Below are 23651 nucleotides of genomic sequence, written 5' to 3'. Positions count from 1 at the left end.
CTGTGCGAGGGGTGGCCGGGCGATGACGACGAGCGGATCCGTTGCGGACGGCGACGACGCCGACGGCGACGGCCAAGGGAGCGGCACGCGTCGCAGCCACCGGGTCACGATCAGCGACCTGGCGCGTCGCCTGCACATCTCGAAGGCCTCGGTCTCGTACGCACTGAACGGCCGCGCCGGCGTCAGCGAGGAGACCCGGCAGCGGGTGCTCGACCTGGCCGAGGAGCTCGGCTTCCACCCGAACTCCGCCGCCGTCGCACTGTCGGCGAGCCGGACCCGGACGATCGGGATCGTGATCGCCAGGGACCCCACGCTGATCTCGACCGAAGCGTTCTACATGCGCACGCTGGTCGGCATCGAGCAGTACCTCAACGAGGTCGACTCATCGCTGCTGCTCCGGCTCACCGGCGAGCACGGCGAGGACCTCGACGTCCTGCGGCGCTGGTCGCGGCAGGGTCGCGTGGACGGGTTCATCCTGTTCGACGAGCTCGAGGACGACCAGCGCATCCAGTTGCTGAAGGACCTCGGGATGCCGTGCGTCGTGGTCAGCTCGAACGCGCCCGACGACTCGGTCGGCCGGTTGATCAGCTCGCCCGACGAGACCGTCGGGCTGCTGCTCGACCACCTGGCCGGGCTCGGGCACACCGACATCGCGCACATCAGCGGGCCGTTCACGTTCATTCACGAGCGGCTGCGTGTGCAGACGCTGCTCCAGCACGCCGAGCGGCACGGCATCACGGTGCGGCACATCGAGGGCACCTACCGGTACGACGACGGCGCGGAACTCACCCGCCGGCTGCTGACCGGCCCGAACCCGCCGACCGCGATCGTGCTCGGCAACGACCTGATGGCGGTCGCGGCGCTCCGGGTTGCGATGGATCTCGGTACGGCGGTGCCGGGCGAGGTCTCGATCGTCGCCTGGGACGACTCGCCGCTGTGCGAACTCGCCCGGCCCGGGATCACCGCCGTCGACCAGAAGACCATGGAACGCGGCCGCGCCGCCGCCGACCTGCTGCTCCGCACCATCACCGCGGACACCGCCCTGCACGAGGAGGCGCCGCCCGGCGAACTCCGCCACCGCGAGTCCTCCGGCCCCGCCCCCTCCTGAAGCTCACCACGAAATTTGCCTGGCCTACCAGGCAAATGTGGGGTTATCCACCCAGGTTCAGGGTGCCTAACCCCGCATTTGATGGGTCAACCAGGCAAATGGGGTCCACCTGGGGCGCTCATCCGCGACGGCGCGGGGCGGGCGGGGCGGCGCGGGACGGCGCGGGACGGCGAGGGACGGCGCGGGGGCAGCGCGAGGCGGCGCAAGACGGGGCTGGCCGGGTTTCGGCGTACTTTGGCTCAGTTTGAAGACTGTGTGAAATCGGGCGCTTCCAGAGAGTGTTGGATTGCGTTTTCCGCGTGCGCGGTGAAGGTTGGGCGGGTCACGAGGTCGTAACGAAGACGCTCGAACTGAACCGGTTAGGGTTTCGGAACTTAACCGGTTAGGCCAGTATGGGGCCGATCCGCCCCCGCAGGTCCGCGGGGGCTCGAGACGGGACGAGGGAGTCCGACGTGAGACTGCGTTCGCTTGTAGCCGCGGTGGCTGCGACCGCCCTGGGAATCAGCCTGGCCGCCTGCGGGGGCGGCGATTCGGACGATGCGTCCGGCGGCGGTTCCGGTGGTGACCAGACGCTGACCTACTGGGCCAGCAACCAGGGCACCAGCCTGGACAACGACAAGGAGGTGCTGACCCCGGTCCTGCAGAAGTTCACCCAGGACACCGGCATCAAGGTCAACCTCGAGGTGATCGGCTGGAACGACCTGCAGACCCGGATCCAGACCGCGATCACCTCCGGCCAGGCGCCGGACGTGGTCAACATCGGCAACACCTGGGCGGCCTCGCTGCAGGCCACCGACGCGTTCCTGCCGTTCGACGGCGACGCGATGACCGCGATCGGCGGCAAGGACAAGTTCGTGCCGACGGCTCTGGCGACCGGCGGCAAGGAGGGTACCGACCCGACCTCGGTCCCGCTCTACGGTCTGGCCTACGGCCTGTACTACAACAAGGCGATGTTCGCCGCGGCCGGCCTGCAGCCGCCGAAGACCTGGGAAGAGATGGTCTCGGCCGCGCAGAAGCTGACCAACCCGGCGAAGAAGCAGTGGGGTATGGCGCTGGCGGCCGGCAGCTACACCGAGAACGTGCACTTCGCGTTCATCAACGCCGCGCAGAACAAGGCCGACTGGTTCAACGGCGACGGCAAGCCGACCTTCACCGGTGACGGCAACGTGCAGGGCGTGCTGCGGTACCTCGACCTGATGCAGAAGGACAAGGTCGCGAACCCGTCGAACGCGCAGTACGACAACGGCACCAAGTCGGTGAACGACTTCGCCACCAAGAAGGTCGCGATGGTCATCAACCAGAACAACGCCGACTCCTCGATCGTCGCCAACGGCATGAAGGCCGGCGAGTACGGCGTCGTACCGTTCCCGGCTCCGGCCGGCGGCGAGCAGGTGGCCAGCCACGTGGCCGGTATCAACCTGTCGGTCTTCAAGAACACCAAGCACAAGGACGCGGCGCTGAAGTTCGTGAAGTACATGACCGACGCGCAGACCCAGACCACGCTGGGCAAGCCGTTCTCGTCGCTGCCGGTGCTGAAGGACGCCAAGCCGGTGTTCACCACCGACGCGGCCGAGGCGGCGACGTTCCAGGACGTCTACAACACCAAGTCCAAGCCGCTGCCGCTGGTGCCGGCCGAGGACCAGTTCGAGAGCACCGTCGGCAAGGCGATGAACGCGATGTTCGCCAAGATCGCGACCGGCGGGACGGTGACCGCCGACGACGTCAAGGCGGCCCTGAAGACCGCCGAGGACCAGGTCGCCGCGAGTAGCTGACCTGCCCCCAGCGCTTGCGTCCGAAGAACTGCACAGACGTCTGCGCAGTTCTTCGGACGCAACGCATATGTCAGCGACCGATCCGACAGACAGGAGGCGACACCCCCGGATGTCCGTCGCCACAGAAACCGCCGCTCCGGCGCCGGCCAAGCCGGCCAGGAACCGCAGCCGCCTCGAGCACCGGCCGGGCCTGAACAGGTGGCTGCCGTACGCGTTGCTCGCCCCGGCCGTGCTGCTGGAACTGTTCATCCACATCATCCCGATGCTGGTCGGGATCTGGATGAGCTTCGTCAAACTGACCAAGTTCTTCATCGCGAACTGGTCCTCCGCGCCCAGCGCCGGCCTCGGCAACTACAAGGTCGCGCTCGACTTCAACAACGCCGTCGGTGCAGGGTTGCTGAAGTCCTTCGGCGTCACGGTCGTCTTCTCGCTCGTCACGGTCGCGTTCTCGTGGGTGCTCGGGATGGCCGCCGCGGTCGCCCTGCAGCCGGAGTTCCGCGGCCGGGGCCTGGTCCGCACGCTGTTCCTGGTGCCGTACGCGCTCCCGGCGTACGCCGGCATCCTGACCTGGAACTTCATGCTCCAGCGCGACACCGGCGCCGTCAACCACGTCCTCGAGCAGCTGCACCTCAGCGACGGCGGGACGTTCTGGCTGATCGGCGGCAACGCGTTGATCTCGCTGATCACGGTGGCCGGCTGGAAGCTGTGGACGTTCGCGTTCCTGACCTTGATGGCCGGTATGCAGAGCATCCCGCGGGACCTGTACGAGGCCGCGTCGGTGGACGGCGCCGGCAACATCCGGCAATGGCGCAACATCACGCTGCCGTCGCTGCGGCCGGTCAACCTGGTGCTCGTGCTGGTTCTGTTCCTGTGGACGTTCAGCGACTTCAACACGCCGTACGTGTTGTTCGGTACGGCGCAGCCGCCGGCCGGTGACCTGATCACCTTCCACATCTACAACGCGTCGTTCCTGACCTGGAACTTCGGCACCGGTGCGGCGATGTCCGTGCTGCTGCTGATCTTCCTGATGATCGTCACCGGCGCGTACCTGCTCGTCACCGGAAGGAGGTCGCGCCGTGCGTGAGACCAGGGGTTTCAAGATCTACCGCGGTGTCACGCTGACGGTGCTCGGGCTGTTCGTCCTGGTCCCGCTGTACGTGATGACGACGTCGTCGCTGAAGCCGTTGAAGGACGTGCAGGGCGCGTTCACCTGGTGGCCGTCGAACCTGACGCTGGCGCCGTTCGTGGACATGTGGAAGACGGTGCCGCTGGCGAAGTACTTCGTGAACTCGACGATCGTGTCGGTGGCCGCGACGGTGTTCTCGGTGGCGATCGCGATCCTGGCCGCGTTCGCGGTGTCGCGGTTCAAGTTCCGGGGCCGGACCGTGTTCACCACGACGGTGCTGTCGACGCAGATGTTCCCGGGCGTGCTGTTCCTGCTGCCGTTGTTCCTGATCTTCGTGAACATCAACAACCAGTTCGGGCTGCAGCTGGTCGGGACGCGGCTCGGGCTGATCATCACGTACCTGACGTTCAGCCTGCCGTTCTCGATCTGGATGCTGGCCGGGTACTTCGACAGCATCCCGCGTGAGCTGGACGAGGCGGCGCTGGTGGACGGCTGCGGTCCGATGGGTGCGCTCTGGCGGGTCGTACTGCCCGCGGCCCGGCCCGGCGTGATCGCGGTCGCGATCTACTCGTTCATGACCGCGTGGGGCGAGGTCCTGTTCGCGTCCGTGATGACGACCGAGGCCAACCGCACCCTGTCGGTCGGCCTGCGCCAGTACTCCACGCAGACCAACATCTACTGGAACCAGATCATGGCCGCGGCCCTGGTCGTCAGCGTCCCCGTCGTCATCGGCTTCCTCCTGGCCCAACGACACTTCGTCGCCGGGGTAACCGCCGGCGCGGTCAAGTAGACGGATCTGCAGCACTCATCAATCGTCCGCGGAACGACCGCCTGAGCGTGGCGGCCCTTCCTCGGATGCGATTGATGAGTGCTGGCGGTCCGGCCTCAGTACTCGGAGACTCCGCGGATGGAGACCGAGGTCGAGTAGAAGCTGGCGTACTTGCCGTTCTTGCCGACGGTTGCGCCGCTGTAGCCCTGGGTCGACAGGCGGTACCCGCCGATCTTGGTGTCGCGGGTCGAGCTGGGTCCGGAGGTGGGAATGCCTGCGCCCTGCATCGCGAACGCGACGATCTGCTGGCGCACGGACGCGTCGTTGACGAACAGCGCCAGCGCTCCGGGCAGGCCTTGTTTCAGCGAGGCGACGGCGCCGGTGATGCACTGCGGGCAGTTCTGCACGCGGGCGCTGCTGCTGCCGCTCACGTCGACGTACTCGGCGTAGTTCTTGTTCGAATAATGAGGACTGATGTAGACGTCCAGCGTGCCCTTGTTGCACTCCCAGCGGCGGTCCAGCTTGCAGACGTAGCCCTTGGACTTGAACGCCGTGACGAGTGAGGTGACCGTGGCACCCGGGATGCACCCGTTGCAGGGCGCAGCCGGTGCGCTGGGGCTGCCACTGACGCTGGGACTCTCACCAGCGGTTGGACTGCCCCCGGTGCTCGGCTCCTCCGTCGGGGCCTCGCTCGCCGTGGGCTTCGCCGACGGCGCGACCGGCTTGGCGGAGCCGCCGGCGGCGTCGTCCGAGCCGCCGGTGAACCGGGCGACCACGAACACACCGGCACCGATGAGCATCAGCGCACCAACGATCGCGACCACGATCGGCCCCGCCTTGCGCGACGGCGGAGGCGGAGGCGGGTAACCGCCGTACTGCTGCTGCCCGTACTGCTGGGGGTACGCCGGCTGCTGCGGGGCCTGTCCCCCGTACGGCGGCTGCTGACCCGGGTAACCGCCCTGATGGTTGCTCACCGCCACAATCTAGTGACCGACCGGTTCAGGAGAACAGCTTCTCGCCCCAGTACGAGCCGGGTGTCACACCTGCTGGGCAGGCGAAGATGCCGGAGCCCACGTGGTGGATGTACTCGTTCATCGTGTCGTTCTTGGCCAGCTGGTTCTGGATCGGGATGAACTGTTTGCGCGGGTCGCGCTGGTAGGCGAGGAAGAACAGGCCCGCGTCGAGCCGGCCGAGACCGTCCGAGCCGTCGACGAAGTTGTAGCCGCGGCGGAGCAGTTCGGCGCCCTTGTTGAACTGCGGGTGCGCGAGCCGCACGTGCGAGTCCACCGGCATCTTCGGTGCGCCGTCGGCGTTCTTGGCGGTGAAGTCGATCGCGTCGAACTCGTCCGCCTTGCCCAGCGGCGCGCCGGTGCCCTTGCCGCGGCCGATGATCGTCTCCTGCTCGCCGAGCGACGTACGGTCCCAGATCTCGATGTTCATCCGGATCCGCCGCGACACCAGGTACGCGCCGCCAACCATCCAGTCCGGGCCGTCCTCCGGCTGGACCCACAGCTGCTGCTCGAGCTTGTCGGCTTCCTCGAGCTTCAGGTTGTTGGTCCCGTCCTTGAACCCGAACAGGTTCCGCGGCGTCGCCTGCGCCCGCGACGTCGACGACGTCCGGCCGAATCCGAGCTGCGAGTACCGGACGGCGACCCGGCCGAACCCGATCCGCGCGAGGTTCCGGATCGCGTGTACGGCGACCTGCGGGTCGTCCGAGCACGCCTGGACGGCGATGTCGCCGCCGGACCGTGCCGGGTCCAGGTCGTCGCCGATGAAGTGCGGCAGGTCGACGAGTGCCTGGGGACGCTTCGACGCCAGCCCGAACCGCTTGTCGAACAGCGACGGCCCGAACCCGATCGTGAGCGTCAGCCGGGCCGGCGGCAGGCCGACCGCCTCGCCGGTGTCCTCCGGCGGCGCCTCGCCCGGTCCGTTCACCGCGCCGTACTGCCCGATGTCGCGACCGGCCGTGAGCAGCGCGGCCGCGGCGGTCCACTCCTTCAGCAGGGCGATCAGGTCGTCCCGCTTGGTCGTGGTCACGTCGAAGGCAGCGAAGTGCAGCCGGTCCTGCACAGGCGTGGTGATACCGGCCTGATGCGGTCCGTGGAACTCAACCGGCCCGTTGTCGTCGGCTGCCTGCGACTCTTCACCGGTCAGTGCCGAGTGGGCGACGTACCCCGCGACTCCGGTGGCGACAGCGGCACCCGCGGCCCCGAACAGGCCGCGTCGGGACAATCCCGTGCGTCCGCTCATTTCTTGGCCAGTACTGCGGCGACCTTGCTGACCGGCTCGGCCAGGCCGTCGACGACCGCGCCGAGGGCCTTCTTCTCGGGCTCGGTGGCCGTGTACGGCTTGAAGCCGTCGCCTTCGCGGTACTTGTCCAGCGACGCGAAGACGGCCTTGAACTGCGTGTCCAGCTGGGTGACGAGCGCAGCGTCGCGCTTCTGCAGGGCCGGGCGGAGCGCCTGGATCGCGGCCTGCGAACCCTCGACGTTCGCCTGGAAGTCCCACAGGTCGGTGTGCGAGTAGCGGTCCTCCTCGCCCGTGACCTTGCCGGTGGCGACCTCGTCGAGCAGTTCCTTGGCGCCGTTGGCCAGCTGCAGCGGCGTGAGCTTCACGGTCTTCGCCTTCGCGACCACCGTCTTCACGTCGGTCAGCAGCTGGTCGGCGTACTTCTCCATGCCCTTGGTGGAGTTGGAGACCCAGAGCGCCTGCTCGATCCGGTGGAACCCGGTCCACTCGGTGCCCGGCTCGACGTCGTTCACGCGGGCGTCGATCTTCGGGTCGAGGTCACCGAACGACTCGGCGACCGGCTCGATCCGCTCCCAGTACGTGCGGGCGACCGGGTAGAGCGCCTTGGCCTTGGCGACGTCGCCGGCCTTCACCGCCTCGACGAACTCGCCGGTCTCCTCCTCGAGCTCGGCTGCCTGCGAGTTCACGTACCGCTGGTAGCTGTCGGTCGCCTGCTTCAGCGCGGTGTCGGTGTCGACCTGCGCGGCCGCGTCGCCGGTGACCGTGAGGTCACCGCGGATCCCGTCACCGACCATGCCGGGCTTGCAGACCGCCTGGTACTTCCCGGTCGGCAGCTCGACGATCAGCTCGCGCTTCAGGCCCGGTCCGATGTTCTCGACCTCGCCCATCACCCGGTCGCCGTCGGCGTACACGTAGAACTCGGTGACCTTGCTCCCCGCGTTCTCCACCGAGAACGTGCTGGTGCCGGACTTCACGTCGCGGCGGCTCAGCTCACACGCCGAGTCGGACGCCTTGACCGAGACCGGGCCGGTGCCGTCGTCCTTGGCCGCGGGCTCCTCCTTCGCACACGCGGTCAGCGCCGCGAGGCCGAGGACGACACCGATGACACAGGCCCGACGGGCCACAGTGCTGCGCATGGTTCTCCTGGGGATTCAGGCCGCTTTGTGAGCGGTCGTCGCCGGTACGGCGGGCGGTGCGGAGCTCTTCACCGGGCGGAAGTAGAGCACCATCACCGGGACGAGATAGACGACCCACGCGGTCGCCTCCACCACGGTCGGGGCCGGGTTGAAGTTGAAGATGCCCTTGAGCAGTACGCCGTACCAGCTGTCCGGCGGGATCACGTGGGAGATGTCGAAGGCCAGCGTGTGCAGGCCGGGCAGGATGTTCGCCTCCTGCAGGTCGTGGAAGCCGTAGGCGAAGATCCCGGCCGCGACCAGGATCAGTACCGCGCCGGTCCACTTGAAGAACACGGCCAGGTTGATCTTCACCGCGCCCTTGTAGATCGCGACGCCGAGCAGCACCGCGGTCGCGAGCCCGAGCAGGACGCCGACGAACGGTACGGCGGTGGTCGCGGTGGCGGCCGACGCGTACACGATGAACGCGGTCTCGATGCTCTCCCGGAAGACCGCCAGGAACGCCAGGATCACGACCGCGCGCGACCCCACCTCGAGCGCCTGGCCCATCCGCTCCCGGAGCTCTCGGGCGATGCTCCGGGACGCCTTGCGCATCCAGAAGATCATCCAGGTGACGAAGCCGACCGCGAGGATCGACATCACGCCGCCGACGGTCTCCTGGGTCGTGAAGGACTTCGCGGTCAGCGCGGTGACGAACTGGAGCAGACCCCAGGCGGCGACCGCCACGGCAAGCGCCGTGGCGACACCGATCCAGACCAGTTTGAGTCGATCGCGGTGGCCCGACTTGACCAGGAAGGTGGCGAGGATGCTGACGACCAGCGAGGCCTCGAGTCCTTCACGGAGTCCGATCAGGTAGTTCGCGAGCATGGCGGGACTCTCTCATTGCATTAGGTACGGCTAACCTTCCTGAGGTTAACCTAAGAAGTCCCATTCGCCTACCGTGACGTACGCCGCACTGTGGCCCGGGCCCTCGCCGAGCCTGGACTCGATCAGCTGGAGACTGCCCGCGGTCCACACCGGGCTCTCGTAGGTGTCGAAGATCCGCACCCATTTGGTGACGTCGACGGGCCGCCGCAGCCGCGCGAGCGTCAGGTGCGGGTTGAACTTGCGCCCCTCGACGGTGACGCCGGCCCGGTTGGCGGCCGCCCGGGTGGTCATCGACAGGTGTTTGAGCGACTCGGTCTCGTCGCGCACCCCGGCGTACAGCACCCGGGCGTCCGGAACCCCGGGGAACGCACCCGCTCCGGCGAGCTGCAGCGCGAACGGCGGCTGCCGCTTCGCGGCCCGCTCCAGCCGCTCCTCGAGCTCCTCGGTCTTCCAGTCCGGCACCTCGCCGAGGAACGCGAGCGTGAGATGCCAGTGGTCGTCCGCCGCCCACCGGATGTCGTCATCCGGGTGCTGCCGGCGCGGCTCGACGAACTCGCTCAGATCCTCCACTATTTCGCTGGGTGGCACGACGGCCACGAACAATCGCATCCGAAAAGCGTATCCGTGGTGGAAACTGCTTTTGTGTCCGAGCTCAAGCTGCCGTCGCCGTGTGTGGTGATCCTGGCCGGTCCGGGGGCCTCGGGGAAGTCGACCTGGGCGGCGGAGCACTTCGCCGCCGACCTGATCGTGTCCAGTGACCGGTTGCGGGCGTTGGTGGGCGCCGGCGAGGACGACATCGCGGCGAGCGCGGATGCGTTCGCCGTGCTGGACGTGGTGGTGCGGCAACGAGTCGGGCGGGACCTGACGACTGTCGTCGACACCCTGGGACTGGACGCGGACCGGCGAAGGTCCTGGCTGGCGCTGGCTCGGGATGCCGGGATGGCTTGTGTTGCGGTGGCGTTCGATACACCTGCTGAGGAGTGTCGGCGGCGGAATCGTCAACGGGACAAGCGCATCCCTGCCGACGCCCTGACGGCGCAGCTGCGGTCATGGGCCGCGGTGAAGAAGGCGTTGCCGACGGAGGGGTACGACGACGTACTGGAGCCGACCGCCGCGCGGGTGGTGCCGAACGTGTTCGTCGAGTCGACCGCGGCGCAGACCCGGCAGTCGGAAGCTCCGGTCGGGTTGCGCTTCGGGCTGCAGCTGAGCAGCTACACCCATCCGGCGGGACGGGCGGGGACGGCCGCGTGGGTTCGTGACGTGGCGGAGCGGGCCGAGGCGGCCGGGTTCGACGCGATCTACGTGATGGACCATTTCCGGCAGATCCCGCAGGTGGGGCGGGCCTGGGAGGACTTCCTGGAGAGCTGGACGACACTCGGCTACCTCGCCGCCTGTACGACGCGTGTCCGGCTGGGCACGCTGGTCTCGGGCATCACGTACCGCAACGTCGCGCACCTCGGGAAGATCGCGGCGACGCTGGACGTACTGAGCGGTGGGCGGGCGGTCTGCGGCATCGGGCTCGCGTGGTTCGAGGCCGAGCACAAGGCGTACGGCTGGCCGTTCCCGCCGGTCGGTGAGCGTTACGCGCTGCTCGAAGACGCGTTGCAGCTGCTGCCGGCTTTATGGGGCCCAGGCAACAAACTGTTCCGCGGCAAGGTCCTCGACGTACCGGACACCGCGTGTTATCCGCGACCGCTGCAGGAACACCTGCCGGTGCTCGTCGGCGGCAGCGGCCCACGGACCCTGCGGCTGGCCGCGCGGTACGCCGACGCGGTGAACGTGTTCGGCGACGCCGCCGCGGTCCGCAAGGCCGCCGGCTACCTGCAGGACAGCCGGGCCGAGCTGACGCATCTGTCCACAACGCTCGTAGGGAAAGACCACGAACAGCTCGACCAGCTGATTCGCAAGCTCCGGCCGCGGAACGTGAACCCCGCGAAGTACGCGGACCACGTGAACGCAGGCACCGTCGACGATCAGATCGGCCGCTTCCGCGAACTGTCCGAGGCCGGGGTGACCGAGGTGATGATCAGCCTCCCCGACCTCGACACGCTCGCCACGGTGGCCGACGTGATCTCAGCGTTCCGGACGTAGGTCCAGCTTCAGCAGGGCGTTTTCGATCAGTTCGGGCATCGCGGGGTGGATCCAGTACTGGCCGCGCGCCATCGTGTACGCGTCCAGGCCGAAGCTCATCGCCTGGATCACCGGCTGGATCACGGTCGGCGCCTGCGGGCCGATGACGTGGCAGCCGATGATCTGCCCGGTCTCCGGGTCGGCGAGCACCTTCGCGAAGCCGGTGGTGTCCTCCATCGCCCAGCCGTACGCGATGTCGCCGTACCGCTGAACCGCTGCCACATAAGGGATCCCGCGGTCCCTGGCCTGCTCCTCGGTGAGTCCGACGGAGGCGATCTGCGGCGAGCTGAACACCGCGTGCGGGACGAACCGATGGTCGGCCTCGATCCGGTCGTCGGGGTTGAGCAGGTTGTGCTTCACCACCCTGGCCTCGTGGTTCGCGACGTGCTTCAGCTGGTGCGGGTTCGTCACGTCGCCGAGCGCGTAGATGCCCTCGACGGTGGTCTGCTGGTACGCATCCACGACCACGCGTCCCTCGTGGTCCACCTCGACACCCGTCGCGTCCAGGTTCAGCAGGTCCGAGTTCGGCTCCCGGCCGACGGCGACCAGCAGCTCGTCGACCTCCAGCTCGTCGGAGCCGTCCGGGTGCAGCATCCCGAGCAGGATCGTGCCGTCGTCACGGCGCGCGACGCGGATGGTCTCGTGGTTGAGCCGGACGTCGTACTTCGCCTGCGCGATCTCCGTGTAGCGCGCGGCGATCTCCGCGTCCTCGGTCCGGAGCAGCTCCTTCGAGCGGGCGACCACGGTGACCTCGACCCCGAACGACGCGAACACATGCGCGAACTCGGCCGCCACGAACCCGCTGCCGATGATCGCCAGCCGGCGCGGCAGCTCCTCGAGCCGCATGATCGTGTTCGACGTGTGGAATCCGGTGTCCTCCAGCCCCGGGATCGGCGGGACGATCGGCCGGCTGCCGGTGGCGATCACGAACCGGTCCGCGCTGAACACGCTCGACGCCCCGTCCTTGGTGTCGACGGTCAGCTCCTTGAAGCCGGTGAACCGCCCGGTGCCGTCGTACACGGTGACGTTGGCGTTGTCCGGGTTGTGGTGCCGGTACTCCGAGCCGCCGGCCGCGATCGGGTCGATGCGGCCGAAGATCCGGTCCCGGACCTCGGGCCAGCGGACGCCGAGCAGCTGCTCGTCGACGCCGTACCGCGAGCTCACCGACGGGGTCGCGGCCACGTCGGCGGCGTGCACAAACATCTTCGTCGGGATGCAGCCGACGTTCAGGCAGGTGCCGCCGAACGTGCCGCGCTCGACGATCGCCACCTTCCAGTCGGCGAACCGCCGGTTGACGATGGTGTTGCCGGAGCCGGTCCCGATGATGACGAGGTCGTAATGGGTCACGCCTCATTGTGCCCCTGACCCGCAAGGACTGCGCTGGACCCGCCTACGGTGAAAGATAGGACACGTGGTGAGTGGTGAGCTGACGAGCACGCACGGCACGGTCGTCTGGGACGGCCTCGGCACCCTCCGGATCCGGTACGACGGCACGCCGGGCGGGTTCCATCCGCTCGCCGCCGCGGTCCGGGCCCGGCTGGGCGAGCGCGTGCTGCCGGTCGAGGCGTTACGGTCGGTCGAGGTGACCCGGACCGGGCTCCGGCTCGTCCTGCGCGACGGCGCCGACCCGCTGCGGTCGGTGACCCGGCTGATCGACGTCTACGACTTCCCGGACGTCGACCGGGATCTCGCCGAGGCCATCGCCCGCGACGTCGCCCAGGTCCTGGTACGGCGCGACGTACCGGAAACCGCCTCCGCCGCATGGCTGGTCGCGCCGCCGGCCGCACCGGACCAGTTCGAGGGACACGACGCGACGCTGGTGGTGGCGAACGGGCGCCTCACGTTCACCTACCACCGGTTCGCGGGCCGGAAGAAGAAGGCGCACGGCGACCTCTGGCCGGTACCGCTCGGCGAGATCGTCGACGTCGAGTGGATGCCGGAGCAGGGTCGCTTCGGCGCGCGCGGATTCCTCCGGATCGCGACCGCCGCGACCCCCGACGTACGCCCGAAGCCCAGGCACGACCCGGCGGCGATGGTGAGCCGGCGGCACACGGACGTCGACGCGCTCTTCTTCGCGGCTCGCTTGCTGACCCGGATCAGGCCCTAGGCGACCTGCGGGCCTACCGTCTTCTTGGGCTCCACCTCGGGGGAGCCGTCGAGGACCGCCTTCTCGCCGAGCAGCTCGGTCTGCGGCAGCACCTCGAGGTGCGGGCGCGGCAGCAGCCGCGGCCGGATCGCGAGACCGCGCCGGCGGGAGAAGTACAGCACCGAGCCGACGGTTCCGAGCACGGTCAGCCCGCCGCCGACGATCAGCGAGTAGCGGGCGCCGAATTCCTGCCCGACCCAGCCGATGAGCGGCGACCCGATCGGCGTACCGCCCATCAGAACGGTCATGTAGAGCGCCATCACCCGGCCGCGCATCGTCGGCTCGATACTCAGCTGCATCGTCGCGTTGGCGGACGTCAGCATGGTCAGCGAGGCGAGACCGACCAGCGGCAGCACCAGCGCGAAGCCCAGGTAGCTCGGCATCAGCGCACTGACGACCTCGGCGATCCCGAAGGCCAGGGCCGCACCGATCACCAGGCGAGCGCGGATCCGGACCCGGCGGGCCGCCAGCAGGGCACCGGCCAGCGAGCCGATCGCGAGCACCGAACCGAGGATGCCGTACTCCCCCGCGCCCTTGTGGAAAACCTCCGTCGCCATCAGGGCCGAGGTCAGCTGGAAGTTCAGGCCGAACGTGCCGGCGAAGAACACCGCCACCAGCACCATCATCAGATCGGGCCGGCGCCACAGGTACCGCATGCCGTCGCGGATCATGCCCTTGTCCCGGGCCGCGGGTTTCGGCGTGTGCAGCTCGCCCACCCGCATCAGGTGCAGCGACAGGATCACGGCGGAGTAGGTGAACCCGTTGATCAGGATCACCGGTCCGGTGCCGATCCAGTTGATCAGCAGGCCGGCCAGCGCCGGGCCCAGCAGCCGGGCCGCGTTGAACGACGCGGAGTTGAGGCCCACTGCGTTCGACAGCTCGTCGCGGCCGACCATCTCGACCACGAACGCCTGCCGGGTCGGGGCGTCGAAGGCTGTGCCGACACCGAACAGCAGCGCCAGCAGATACACGTGCCAGGGCTGGACCACACCGGCGATCGTGAGGCCGCCGAGCACGAGGGCGACGCTCGCCATCGCGATCTGGGTCACGGTCAGCACTTGCCGCTTCGGGAAGCGGTCGGCGACCAGCCCGGCGTACGGGCCGAGCAGGAGGGCCGGAAGGAACTGGAGGCCGGTGACGATACCGAGCGCCGTACCGGAGTGGGTCAGCTCCAGGACCAGCCAGTCCTGGGCGACGCGCTGCATCCAGGTGCCGACGTTCGAGACGATCGCGCCGGAGGCGTACAGACGGAAATTTCGGACTTTGAAGGCACGGAACGTGGGGCTCATCGAGCCGCCAGTCGTTCCAGTACAGGTGCTGCCTTGCGCAGGATGTCGCGCTCCTCGGGGGTCAATTGCTTCAGCTTGGTCTGCAGCCACTCGTCGCGGCGCCGGCGGTTCGCCAGGATCAGCTCGTCGGCCCTGGCGGTGAGCTCGACCATGATCTGGCGCTTGTCGGTCGGATGGGGCCGGCGGACCACCAGGCCCGCCTCCTCCATGTTCGTCACGATCCGCGTCATCGACGGCGGCTTCACCTGCTCGTGCGCGGCCAGCTCGCCGATCGTCATCGCCTCGTGCTTGGCCAGCGCGCCGAGCACGCTCAGCTGGTTCGCGGTGAGGTCGTGACCGGGCTCGCGCTGCCGGCGGATCTGCCGGGACAACCGCAGGGTCGACGACCGCAGAGCACTCGCCAGCCCGACGTCACTCTTCACCTGCTGCGCTACGACTTCGGGCATGTCGTTACCTTAACTCATTACTTTTGCTAACTAAAACCGGTTTCCACCGGCTGGTATTCCCCGGCCCGCCACGGCCATGGCCTAGAGTTCGCGGTCATGGGGACGACGGCCGAGCTGGAGCGGTACGAGCAACGGTTCCGGCGGGCGGGACTGCCGCTGTTCATCGAGGACTTCTCGCCCACGCACGACATCTACACGCGGGCCGCGCCGCTGCTCTGGCTGGTGTTCCTGGCCGAGATGCTCGGCGCCACCTCGCTGGACTGGCTGTGGTGGCAGAACCTGCTGGCCGCGATCGGCGGCCTGGTCGCGCTCGTCGTCGGCTTCGGCCTGCTGAACGGGTTCCGCGGCCGGCCGTTCTGGTCGTTGCCGACCCGGTTCGGGATCCCGGAACTGGCGGTGTTCGTGCTGCTGCCCGCCCTGCTGCCGGTGGTCACCCAGGGACAGCTCAAGCAGTTCTTCGGCGTCGCCGGCGGCAACCTGGTGCTGCTGGGAGCGGTGTACGTCGTGGTCGGCTACGGCTTCATCGCGACCGTCGTCTGGGGAATGCGCCAGCTGGCCCGCGAGCTGGCCAACTCGGTCGCCAGCTTCATCCGGGCGTTGCCGCTCCTGCTGGTCTTCTCACTGGTGCTGTTCATGACCGCGGACATGTGGCAGGTGTTCGCGGGGATGCCCGCCGCCTTCATCGTCTTCTCGGTGATCGCCTTCACCCTGCTGAGCACGGTGTTCCTGCTGATCCGGCTGCCGCTGGAGGTGGACGCGATCGAGCGCACCGCCGGGTCCGGTCCGCCGCTGCGCCGGATCCAGCGCTTCAACGTCAGCGTCAGCCTGGTGATCCGGCAGTGGATGCAGGTCCTGGTGGTGAGTGCCGGCGTCGGACTGTTCTTCGTTGCCTTCGGCATGCTCGCGATCAGCGAACACATCTACGAACAGTGGGGCGTCGACGCCGGCTCCTGGTCGTACCACCTCACGCTGCTGGACCACCCGCTCGTCCTCAGCGCCTCGCTGATCAAGGTCGCCGTCGGCATCGCGAACTTCACCGGCCTGTACTACTCGATCGCGCTGCTCACCGACTCGACGTACCGCACCGAGTTCCTCGACACCGTCAGCGCCGAACTGCGCGACCTGTTCACCGCGCGCACCGAGTACCTCGAGTTGCGTCAGGTCAGCCAGTCGGTCAACGGGCCGATCGCGAAGTAGACCACGAACAGCGCCGACACCACCCACATCAGCGGGTGCACCTCGCGGGCCTTGCCGCGGACGGTCTTGAGCACGGCGTACGAGACGAAGCCGGCGCCGATACCGGCCGAGATCGAGTACGTGAACGGCATCAGCACGATCGTCAGGAACGCCGGGAACGCGACCTCGATGTCGTCGAAGTCGATGCCCTTCACCTGCGTCATCATCAGGAACCCGACCAGGATCAGCGCCGGCGTCGCCGCCTCGTACGGAACGAGCGTCACCAGCGGCGCGACCACCATCGAGATCAGGAAGCAGACTCCGGTCACCACGCTCGCCAGCCCGGTCCGCGCCCCCTCGCCGACACCCGACGCGGATTCGATGTACGACGTGTTGCTGGACACCGACGCCGCGCCGCCGGCGGCCGCCGCCAGGCTGTCCACGACCAGGATCCGCTGCGAGTTCGGCGGGATGCCGTCCTTGTCGTTCAGGCCGGCCTCGGCGCCGATCGCGGTCATCGTGCCCATCGTGTCGAAGAAGTCCGCGAGCATCAGCGTGAAGATCAGCAGCAGCGCCGACACCGCCCCGATCTTCTCGAACGAGCCGAACAGGTTGAACTCGCCGATCGTGTCCAGGTTCGGTGTGGTGAACCATTGGTCCGGCAGCTTCGGCACGCTCAGGCCCCAGCCGCCCGGGTTCTGGTCGGTGCGGGCGCCGATGGTCGCGAGCGACTCGAGCACGATCGCCAGCGCGGTCGAGACCAGGATGCCGATCAGGATCGCGCCCTTCACCTTCCGGGCGTACAGCGTGACGATCAGCAGCAGGCCGACCACGAACACCAGGACGGGCCAGCCGTGGAGGTTGCCGCCGACACCGAGTTCGACCGGCGGACCGCCCGGTGCCGCGGGACGCCGTACGAAGCCCGCGTCGACCACGCCGATGAACGTGATGAACAGGCCGATGCCGACGCTGATCGCGATCTTCAGCTGCAGCGGCACGGCCTCGAACACCGCCTTGCGGAAGCCGGTCAGCACGAGCACCAGGATGATCAGGCCCTCGAGGACCACCAGGCCCATCGCGTCCGCCCAGGTCATCTTGGTCGCCACCGAGAACGCGATGAACGCGTTCAGGCCAAGGCCGGTGGCCAGCGCCAGCGGGAAGTTCGCGAACACGCCCATCAGGATCGTCACCACGCCGGCCACCAGCGCGGTCGCCACCGCGACCTTCGCGATCGCCGCCGCCGGGTCGGTGCCGCCGCCGATGAACTGACCGGCGCCGTCCTTCACGGTGCCGATGATCAGCGGGTTCAGCACCACGATGTAGGCCATCGTGAAGAAGGTGACCAGCCCGCCGCGCACCTCGCGGCCGAGCGTGGATCCGCGTTCTGTGATCTTGAAGAACGAGTCGAGAGGACCGGAACCGGAGCGGGCCGTCGCGGCCTGGGACGAGCTCATGAACGCATCGTGCCAGTTCCTACCGGGCAGTTGCGAGCACTAATCGGAAACGAAGCTAAGGTAGGTGGCGTGACGGAGGATCAGGGGGCATCCAAGAAGCGGACCGACCCGACCAGTCAGCTGGCCCGCGGCGAACTGGTCCACGCCGAGGTCAAGCCGCTCGACCTGTCCGGCATCCCCAGCGTGATCACCGGCATCGCCCTCTGGGCCGTCGCCCTCGTCGTCCTGTTCATCTTCCGCGACCACCTCGAGGCCAACGGCCTCGACTGGTGGCTCTGGGTCCCCGTCGCCGGCATCGGCCTCGGCCTGATCGGCCTCTGGTACTGCAAACGCCGCTGGGCCGCCATCCAAGCCGGCCACCGCCCCGAAACCGAAGACTGACCAGGCGCACTGTCGGGAGCTCGACAGGAGCTGTCGGCCAGCAGCGCCAACTCGCACGCTCAGCCGACCGCGCGTTTCGCGGCAGTGGGCGTATACGTACTGTCGAGCTGCCGGTCTTCACTCGCCGAGCCGCTGCGCCAGGGCAGCGCGAACGGTGGCGACCACCCAGGCGGGGTCACCGACGATCTGCTCATAGGTGAACCTGAGCACCAGCCAGCCGGCCGTGTTCAGCTCGTCGTACCGGTAGCAGTCGGCGGCGAAGTCCCGTCGTGAACCGTGGAACTCGAACCCCTCAGCCTCCAGCGCCAGCCTGGCAACGCGATGCCCGAGGTCGACCCGGGCATGGAACCCGTCGTGCGACACGAGCACCTGCGGCTCGAAACCCTCGACGCCCGCGTCGAGCAGGAGCGCCCGGAGCATCGACTCCAGGAAACTCCCGGACAATGCCGTCGCCGCGGCCGCGACCCGACGTACGTTCGGGCAACCGGCACCGCGCATCGCCGAGGCCTCGGCAAGCAGTTCCTCCGGAGCCAGGTTCCGAGTAGCCAGAGCGGCATCAGCGACGGCGAGCGCCTCAGCGAACGGGAGTATTCGACAACAGTCGACGACGGTGCGGGACAGGCAGGTGATCCGGTCCTGCCGCTCGGGTGAGCTGACGTTCGCCCAATGCAGCACCGCAGGTGGGCCTGGTCGCGGACGGCGGTGCGGCGGCAGAATCAGGTGCGGCTTCTCGGGTACCACCAACAGCGGAAGGCCGGACGCCGCCGCGGCGCTCACGTGCGAGAGGACACCGTCGTACGCCAGCACCGCGACCGTGTCCGCGGGAAGACCCGGCAGCGCGTACATTCCAAGCCCGATCCGCTGAACGTCCCCGCGCGCAACAGCCTTGGCGACAGCATGGCGCGTCACGACGCTCGTCAACTCCGAGGCCGTCGCCCACCCGCCCCGCCGCGCAAGGACTTGCTCGACCGATTCCATCCACGGATGGTGCCTGAACCACCCCGTTCCATGCTGTCCGTCATCCACAGGCGGCAGCTCGACAGGAGGTGTCGCCCAACAGCACCAGCCCGCACGCTCAGCCCTCCCGCCAGCAGCCCGCAGTGGACGTATACGTACTGTCGAGCTGCCGAGAACCCGACCTGCTGGTCAGTTCTCCAGTTCGAGGGTGTCGTAGCCGGTGGTGTCGAAGGCGTGGTCGGGGGTGGGGGGTTCGGTGATGTCGATGGTGGCGTCGGAGTGGGCGCCGCAGCCGTAGTCGTAGGCGACGACGCGGGCCTCGCCGGGGGCCATCTCGTTGGCGCAGACGCCGAAGGCCTGGCCGAGGCTGTCGGCGAGGCGGATCCAGTAGCCGCAGGAGTAGCACTTGTACGGCACGGCCTGGGCGATCGCGGACGTCGGTCCGAAGTCGCCGGCGTACCACCGCTCGGCCGCTTCTTCGCGCCCGACCGGCGAGAGCACGCGCTCGCGGCCGAGGCCGAGCTCCTCGACCACCGTGAGCACCTCCTCCGGCGCGTCAGCGGTGTCGGTGAACCCGGGCTCGAGGCGCGGGTCGTCGGCGTGGGTCGGGAACAGGTCGCCGGGGCGCAGATCGCCGGGCTGGACACGCTCCGACCACGGGATCCACTCGGGCGCGACGACGGCCTCGTCGCCGGGCAGCATCACGACCTCGTTGACCGTGACGGTCTTGGCGCGTGACGCGCGGGTCAGCGTGACGGCCCAGCGCCAGCCGCGGTACCCGGGGTGGGTGGAGGCGAAGTAGTGCGTGACGAGGCGCTCGCCCTCGACCGAATGACCGAGGTGCTCCCCGACCTGCGCGGCGCCGGCCTCGGCGATCGCGGCCTCACGTGCCGGTTCGACCGCCGCGACGCAGACGGCGTCGGGCTTGGCGCGTACCGGTTCGGTGGTTCTGACGGGAGTCACAATCGCCCATTCTCGCACGCCGTCCGCAGTAGTCCGAACCGCCGTCAGCCCCGCCGTCCCCCGGGCCGCCGCGCACCGCTCGTACGCGCGGTGCCTGCGGTCTGTCCCCGGCACGAGGCAGGATGGTTCCATGCACTCCCCGGACCCGAAGGCGAATCCCGGCGGCAACGCCGCCGGCGGTCCGCCGCGCGGCGACGCGGGCGGGCCCAAGGCCGCCGGGAAGTCCGCCGGCGACCGGTTCAGTGACGCGCGCGAGCGGATGGGGACCGCGGGGAAGAAGGTCGGGCACGCGTCGAAGGTGGGCGCGGAAGGTGTCGCGTCGGCGTCGAAGAAGGCCGCGGAGGTCAGCGGGAAGGTCGGTCGCGCGACCGGGCGCCGGATCCGCGGGCTGACCAGCGCCCAGGGCGCGGGTGAGTCGGGGCTGTCGCGGCTGATCGAGCTCGGCGCGGTGAACGCGGCGGGTGACACGGCGTTCGCGGTGTCGCTGGCCGGGACGGTGTTCTTCACCGTGCCGAGCGGCGAGGCGCGCGACCGAGTGGCGCTGTTCCTGGTGCTGACGATGGCGCCGTTCGCGTTGATGGCGCCGCTGATCGGCCCGATCCTCGACCGGTTCCGCCACGGCCGCCGCTGGGCGATCGGGGCAACGCTCGGCGTCCGCGCGTTCCTGGTCTGGGCCCTGGCCTCGTCGATCGCCGGCCACGGCTCCGCCTGGCTGTATCCGGCGGCGCTCGGCTGCCTGGTCGCCTCCAAGGCGTACGGCGTCACGCGCGCCTCCGCCGTACCGCGGCTGCTCCCCAAACAGATCACCCTCGTCACGGCCAACTCCCGGATCTCGCTGGCCGGTGTCGCGGGCGCGACGATCGGCGCCGGGATCGCGGCCGCGTTCGCCGCGATCGGGCCGGAGTGGTCGCTGCGCTGGGCGGCGCTGGTCTACATCGTCGGCTTGATCCTCGCCATCCGGCTGCCCGCCGCGGTCGACTCCCCCGCCGACGAAGAGGTGACCGGTACGGCGGGGCGTGATGCCCGCCGCCGCGCGATCACCGCCGCCGTGGCCCGCGGGATCCGGTGCAACCTGGGACTGCGGTTCGTGTCCGGGTTCCTGACCATGTATCTGGCGTTCCTGCTCCGCGACCAGCCGGTCAGTGGGGTCAAGGGCGCCGTCGCGGCCGCGGCGGTGGTGGCCGCGGCCGGGCTCGGCAACAGTCTCGGCACCATCCTCGGATCGTTGCTCAAGGCCCGTAAACCGGAAGCGGTCGTGCTGGTGGTGCTGCTCGTCGACGCGGCGGTCGCGGTCGCCGTCGCGGTGCTGTACGGCCTGCCGATCCTGATCGCCCTCGGCCTGGTGGCCGGCCTGTGCAGTTCGCTCGGCAAGCTGTCGCTGGACGCGATGATCCAGCGCGACGTGCCGGAGTCCGTGCGGACGTCGGTGTTCGCGCGGTCCGAGACGGTGCTGCAGCTTGCGTGGGTGATCGGCGGCGGCTGCGGCATCGTGCTGCCGCTGATCCCGCGCCTCGGGTTCGGCTTCCTCGCGGGCGTGCTGCTGGTGGTCGTCTTCCTCGTACTACGGATGCGGCCGAGCTCCCGGACGACCCCGGGGCCGCTGCGCCCGGGCGGTCTCGGCGGCCCCCGCACCGACACACACACCAAGCCGCACGCCGCGGCGCACCCGCACGACCGCGACCACGACCCCTCGTACGAGGGCGATCACCACGCGGACAGCACGACCCGGACGATCCTCAGCGTCGCCGAGCAGCGGGCCAACCGCCGGCGCCGCTCGAGCTCGCACGACGAACCCACCGTCGAGTGGCGCACCGGCGACCGGAAGCCGCCGCCCGAGCAGCCCATCGGCCGCTGGTGGAGCGGCCAGCCCGAGGACGACGAGAACACCGGCGAGAACCCGCAGCCCTGGTCCGAGGAACCCACCGAGGAACGCAACCGCAGCCCGTTCAAACGCCGCCCCGGCAGCAACCCCCGCCGCCCACCGCGCTGATCCATGGGCAAACGACAAGGAGCGCGGACACCAGGTGTCCGCGCTCCCATCTGCCCCTGGTTCAGACGGTGGCTACGTCTGCCTCCTCGGCCGCCGGCTCCTCGGCGCGGGCACTGGCGTGGCTGGTGCCGCGGAGGGTGAGGGTGCTGCCGACCGCGGTGACGAGCAGCAGGACGGCGCCGACCAGGGCGACCACGCTCATGCTGTGGGTGAAGGCGTGCTGGGCGGTGGCCAGGACGGTGTCGGCCAGCTGCGCGGGCAGCTGGGCGGCTGCGGCGGTCGCCGCGGGCAGCCCCTCGCGGACCGGAGCCGCGACGCCGGCGGGCAGGCCGGACGGGACGTCGGAGCGGTAGACCGCGGTGCCGATCGAGCCCAGGACGGCGATCCCGAGCGCGCCACCGAACTCCGCGCAGGTCTCCATCACCGCGGACGCCGACCCGGCCCGCTCCGGCGCGACCGAGCCCACCACCGCTTCGGTCACCAGGGTCATCACCATCACCAGACCGGCCGCGAGCAGCCCGGCCCCGAGCAGCGGCACCACCAGTGACGAGTCGACCTGGATCTGGGTGAGCACGCCGTACCCCGAAGCCGCGAGCACGAACGCTCCACCGATCACATAGGCGCGGTCCATCTTCCCGGCCAGCGCGGTGGCGAGCGGAGCCGCGCCGCCGACCAGGACCGACGGGGCCAGCGACCACAGCGCGGCCTTGAACGGCGAGAGGCCGTGCACCAGCTGCAGGTACTGGGTCAGGAACACCGCGTTGCCGACGAGCGCCAGGGTGCCGATGGTGTTCGCCGCCAGCGACCCGCTGAACGCGCGGTTGCGGAACATCGACAGGTCGACCATCGGGTGCTCAGCGGTCCGCTGCCGCTGGACGAACAGCACCCCGAACACCAGTCCGGCCACGATCGCCGCCACCGGCAGCGCGGACACACCGTGCGCCGCCAGCTCCTTGATCCCCCAGATCACCGGCAGTACGGCGGCCAGCGACAGCACCGAACCCAGCAGGTCGAACCGCCCGCGCACCGGAGCCTTGAACTCGGGCAACAGCACCGGCGCGAGCACGACCAGCAGCACCATTGCCGGAGTGTTGATCAGGAACACCGAGCCCCACCAGAAGTGCTCCAGCAGGAACCCGCCGAGCACCGGACCGAGGGTGATCCCGCCCATCATCACCGCGCTCCAGAACGCGATCGCCTTCGACCGCTGCTTCGGGTCGTGGAACATGTTCCGGATCAGCGCCAGGGTGGACGGCATCAGGGTCGCGCCGCCGATCCCGAGCAGCGCGCGGGCCGCGATCAGCTGCTCGGGGTTCTGCGCGTACGCCGCCGCGACCGAGGCGAGCCCGAAGCCGATCGCGCCGAACAGCAGCAGCCGGCGGCGGCCGATCCGGTCGCCGAGCGACCCCATGGTGATCAGCAGGCCGGCCAGGACGAACCCGTAGATGTCGAAGATCCACAGCTGCTCGGTCGCGTCGACGCCGAGGTCCGCGCTGATGAACGGGACCGCGAAGTACAGCACCGACACGTCCATCGAGACCAGCAGTAGCGGCAGTGCGAGCACGCCGAGCGCGATCCATTCCTTGCGGCCCGCCCGTTCGGTGGTACCCATGACGCCCCTCCGGTTTATCTGTATACGCCGCACACTGTGTGCGCCGTACACAGACCATACACAAGACTGTCTATGCTGTAAA

21 protein-coding genes are annotated in these 23651 nt (G+C 69.1%); 9 read left to right on the top strand and 12 right to left on the bottom strand.

Going from position 1 to position 23651, the window contains the following annotated elements:
* The first annotated feature begins 22 nt into the window (after positions 1–22).
* From ACWEOO_RS33105 to ACWEOO_RS33090, 4 genes are all read left to right on the top strand, one after another.
* Positions 23–1108 carry a LacI family DNA-binding transcriptional regulator gene (locus tag ACWEOO_RS33105; RefSeq protein ID WP_452146380.1) on the top strand — a complete coding sequence of 362 codons (1086 nt, stop codon included), beginning with the start codon at positions 23–25 and terminating at the stop codon, positions 1106–1108.
* A 452-nt stretch (positions 1109–1560) separates the two neighbouring features.
* Complete coding sequence (locus tag ACWEOO_RS33100) at positions 1561–2880, top strand: ABC transporter substrate-binding protein (RefSeq protein WP_452146379.1); 1320 nt, start codon at positions 1561–1563, stop codon at positions 2878–2880.
* 109 nt (positions 2881–2989) lie between these two features.
* Positions 2990–3964 (top strand): carbohydrate ABC transporter permease, encoded by a 975-nt coding sequence (locus tag ACWEOO_RS33095; protein WP_363713464.1) that lies wholly within the window; start codon positions 2990–2992, stop codon positions 3962–3964.
* Entirely contained in the window at positions 3957–4796 is an 840-nt protein-coding gene (locus ACWEOO_RS33090) for a carbohydrate ABC transporter permease (protein WP_452146378.1), read from the top strand. Before ACWEOO_RS33095 ends, ACWEOO_RS33090 begins: the two co-directional genes overlap by 8 nt.
* Positions 4797–4891: 95 nt before the next feature.
* Here the strand turns inward: ACWEOO_RS33090 and ACWEOO_RS33085 are convergent, their stop codons facing one another.
* From ACWEOO_RS33085 to thpR, 5 genes are read right to left on the bottom strand one after another with little or no spacing between them, the layout of a single operon-like run.
* Entirely contained in the window at positions 4892–5749 is an 858-nt protein-coding gene (locus ACWEOO_RS33085) for a hypothetical protein (protein ID WP_452146377.1), read from the bottom strand.
* Between the two features lie 25 nt (positions 5750–5774).
* A complete protein-coding gene (gene efeB / locus ACWEOO_RS33080) occupies positions 5775–7025 on the bottom strand; it encodes an iron uptake transporter deferrochelatase/peroxidase subunit (protein ID WP_359927300.1) in 1251 nt (416 codons plus the stop codon).
* Positions 7022–8161, bottom strand: coding sequence for an iron uptake system protein EfeO (efeO, locus tag ACWEOO_RS33075; RefSeq protein WP_363713457.1), 1140 nt, complete (start codon positions 8159–8161; stop codon positions 7022–7024). Before efeO ends, efeB begins: the two co-directional genes overlap by 4 nt.
* Before the next feature lie 15 nt (positions 8162–8176).
* The gene (efeU, locus tag ACWEOO_RS33070; RefSeq protein ID WP_452146376.1) at positions 8177–9025 is read right to left on the bottom strand and encodes an iron uptake transporter permease EfeU; all 849 of its coding nucleotides are present in this window, start codon (positions 9023–9025) and stop codon (positions 8177–8179) included.
* Between the two features lie 45 nt (positions 9026–9070).
* A complete protein-coding gene (thpR, locus tag ACWEOO_RS33065; protein WP_452146375.1) occupies positions 9071–9634 on the bottom strand; it encodes an RNA 2',3'-cyclic phosphodiesterase in 564 nt (187 codons plus the stop codon).
* Between the two features lie 33 nt (positions 9635–9667).
* Between thpR and ACWEOO_RS33060 the strand changes: the two genes are divergently transcribed.
* Positions 9668–11116: an LLM class flavin-dependent oxidoreductase gene (locus tag ACWEOO_RS33060; RefSeq protein WP_452146374.1), complete on the top strand. Its 1449-nt coding sequence runs from the start codon at positions 9668–9670 to the stop codon at positions 11114–11116.
* Here the strand turns inward: ACWEOO_RS33060 and ACWEOO_RS33055 are convergent.
* Entirely contained in the window at positions 11099–12502 is a 1404-nt protein-coding gene (locus ACWEOO_RS33055) for a mycothione reductase (protein WP_359927313.1), read from the bottom strand. The two genes, ACWEOO_RS33060 and ACWEOO_RS33055, sit on opposite strands and share 18 nt — an antisense overlap.
* 67 nt (positions 12503–12569) lie before the next feature.
* On the opposite strand from ACWEOO_RS33055, the gene ACWEOO_RS33050 reads away from it, so the two are divergent.
* Positions 12570–13262, top strand: a complete 693-nt coding sequence (locus ACWEOO_RS33050) for a DUF4429 domain-containing protein (protein WP_452146373.1) — start codon at positions 12570–12572, stop codon at positions 13260–13262.
* On the opposite strand, the gene ACWEOO_RS33045 is transcribed toward ACWEOO_RS33050, so the two are convergent.
* Positions 13259–14590: an MFS transporter gene (locus ACWEOO_RS33045; RefSeq protein ID WP_452146372.1), complete on the bottom strand. Its 1332-nt coding sequence runs from the start codon at positions 14588–14590 to the stop codon at positions 13259–13261. The two genes, ACWEOO_RS33050 and ACWEOO_RS33045, sit on opposite strands and share 4 nt — an antisense overlap.
* The gene (locus ACWEOO_RS33040; RefSeq protein WP_355701090.1) at positions 14587–15036 is read right to left on the bottom strand and encodes a MarR family winged helix-turn-helix transcriptional regulator; all 450 of its coding nucleotides are present in this window, start codon (positions 15034–15036) and stop codon (positions 14587–14589) included. Before ACWEOO_RS33040 ends, ACWEOO_RS33045 begins: the two co-directional genes overlap by 4 nt.
* Before the next feature lie 96 nt (positions 15037–15132).
* On the opposite strand from ACWEOO_RS33040, the gene ACWEOO_RS33035 reads away from it, so the two are divergent.
* Entirely contained in the window at positions 15133–16233 is a 1101-nt protein-coding gene (locus tag ACWEOO_RS33035) for a hypothetical protein (protein WP_452146371.1), read from the top strand.
* Here ACWEOO_RS33035 and ACWEOO_RS33030 read toward each other — a convergent pair.
* Positions 16194–17666 (bottom strand): NCS2 family permease, encoded by a 1473-nt coding sequence (locus ACWEOO_RS33030; RefSeq protein ID WP_452146370.1) that lies wholly within the window; start codon positions 17664–17666, stop codon positions 16194–16196. The genes ACWEOO_RS33035 and ACWEOO_RS33030 overlap by 40 nt on opposite strands.
* A 69-nt stretch (positions 17667–17735) precedes the next feature.
* Between ACWEOO_RS33030 and ACWEOO_RS33025 the strand changes: the two genes are divergently transcribed.
* The gene (locus ACWEOO_RS33025) at positions 17736–18047 is read left to right on the top strand and encodes a DUF2530 domain-containing protein (RefSeq protein ID WP_452146369.1); all 312 of its coding nucleotides are present in this window, start codon (positions 17736–17738) and stop codon (positions 18045–18047) included.
* Positions 18048–18164: 117 nt separating this feature from the next.
* On the opposite strand, the gene ACWEOO_RS33020 is transcribed toward ACWEOO_RS33025, so the two are convergent.
* Together ACWEOO_RS33020 and ACWEOO_RS33015 are read right to left on the bottom strand one after the other, a co-directional pair.
* A complete protein-coding gene (locus ACWEOO_RS33020) occupies positions 18165–19025 on the bottom strand; it encodes a DUF559 domain-containing protein (protein WP_452146368.1) in 861 nt (286 codons plus the stop codon).
* A 168-nt stretch (positions 19026–19193) separates the two neighbouring features.
* A complete protein-coding gene (locus ACWEOO_RS33015) occupies positions 19194–19967 on the bottom strand; it encodes a DUF3027 domain-containing protein (protein WP_452146367.1) in 774 nt (257 codons plus the stop codon).
* 130 nt (positions 19968–20097) lie between these two features.
* On the opposite strand from ACWEOO_RS33015, the gene ACWEOO_RS33010 reads away from it, so the two are divergent.
* Complete coding sequence (locus ACWEOO_RS33010) at positions 20098–21957, top strand: MFS transporter (RefSeq protein WP_452146366.1); 1860 nt, start codon at positions 20098–20100, stop codon at positions 21955–21957.
* Positions 21958–22018: 61 nt separating this feature from the next.
* On the opposite strand, the gene ACWEOO_RS33005 is transcribed toward ACWEOO_RS33010, so the two are convergent.
* Complete coding sequence (locus tag ACWEOO_RS33005) at positions 22019–23569, bottom strand: MFS transporter (RefSeq protein ID WP_452146365.1); 1551 nt, start codon at positions 23567–23569, stop codon at positions 22019–22021.
* Positions 23570–23651 lie beyond the last annotated feature (82 nt).

This window comes from Kribbella sp. NPDC004138 (assembly GCF_053603655.1).
Note: the sequence above shows the minus strand (reverse complement) of the source record. Positions and strands in the feature narration are given on the sequence as shown.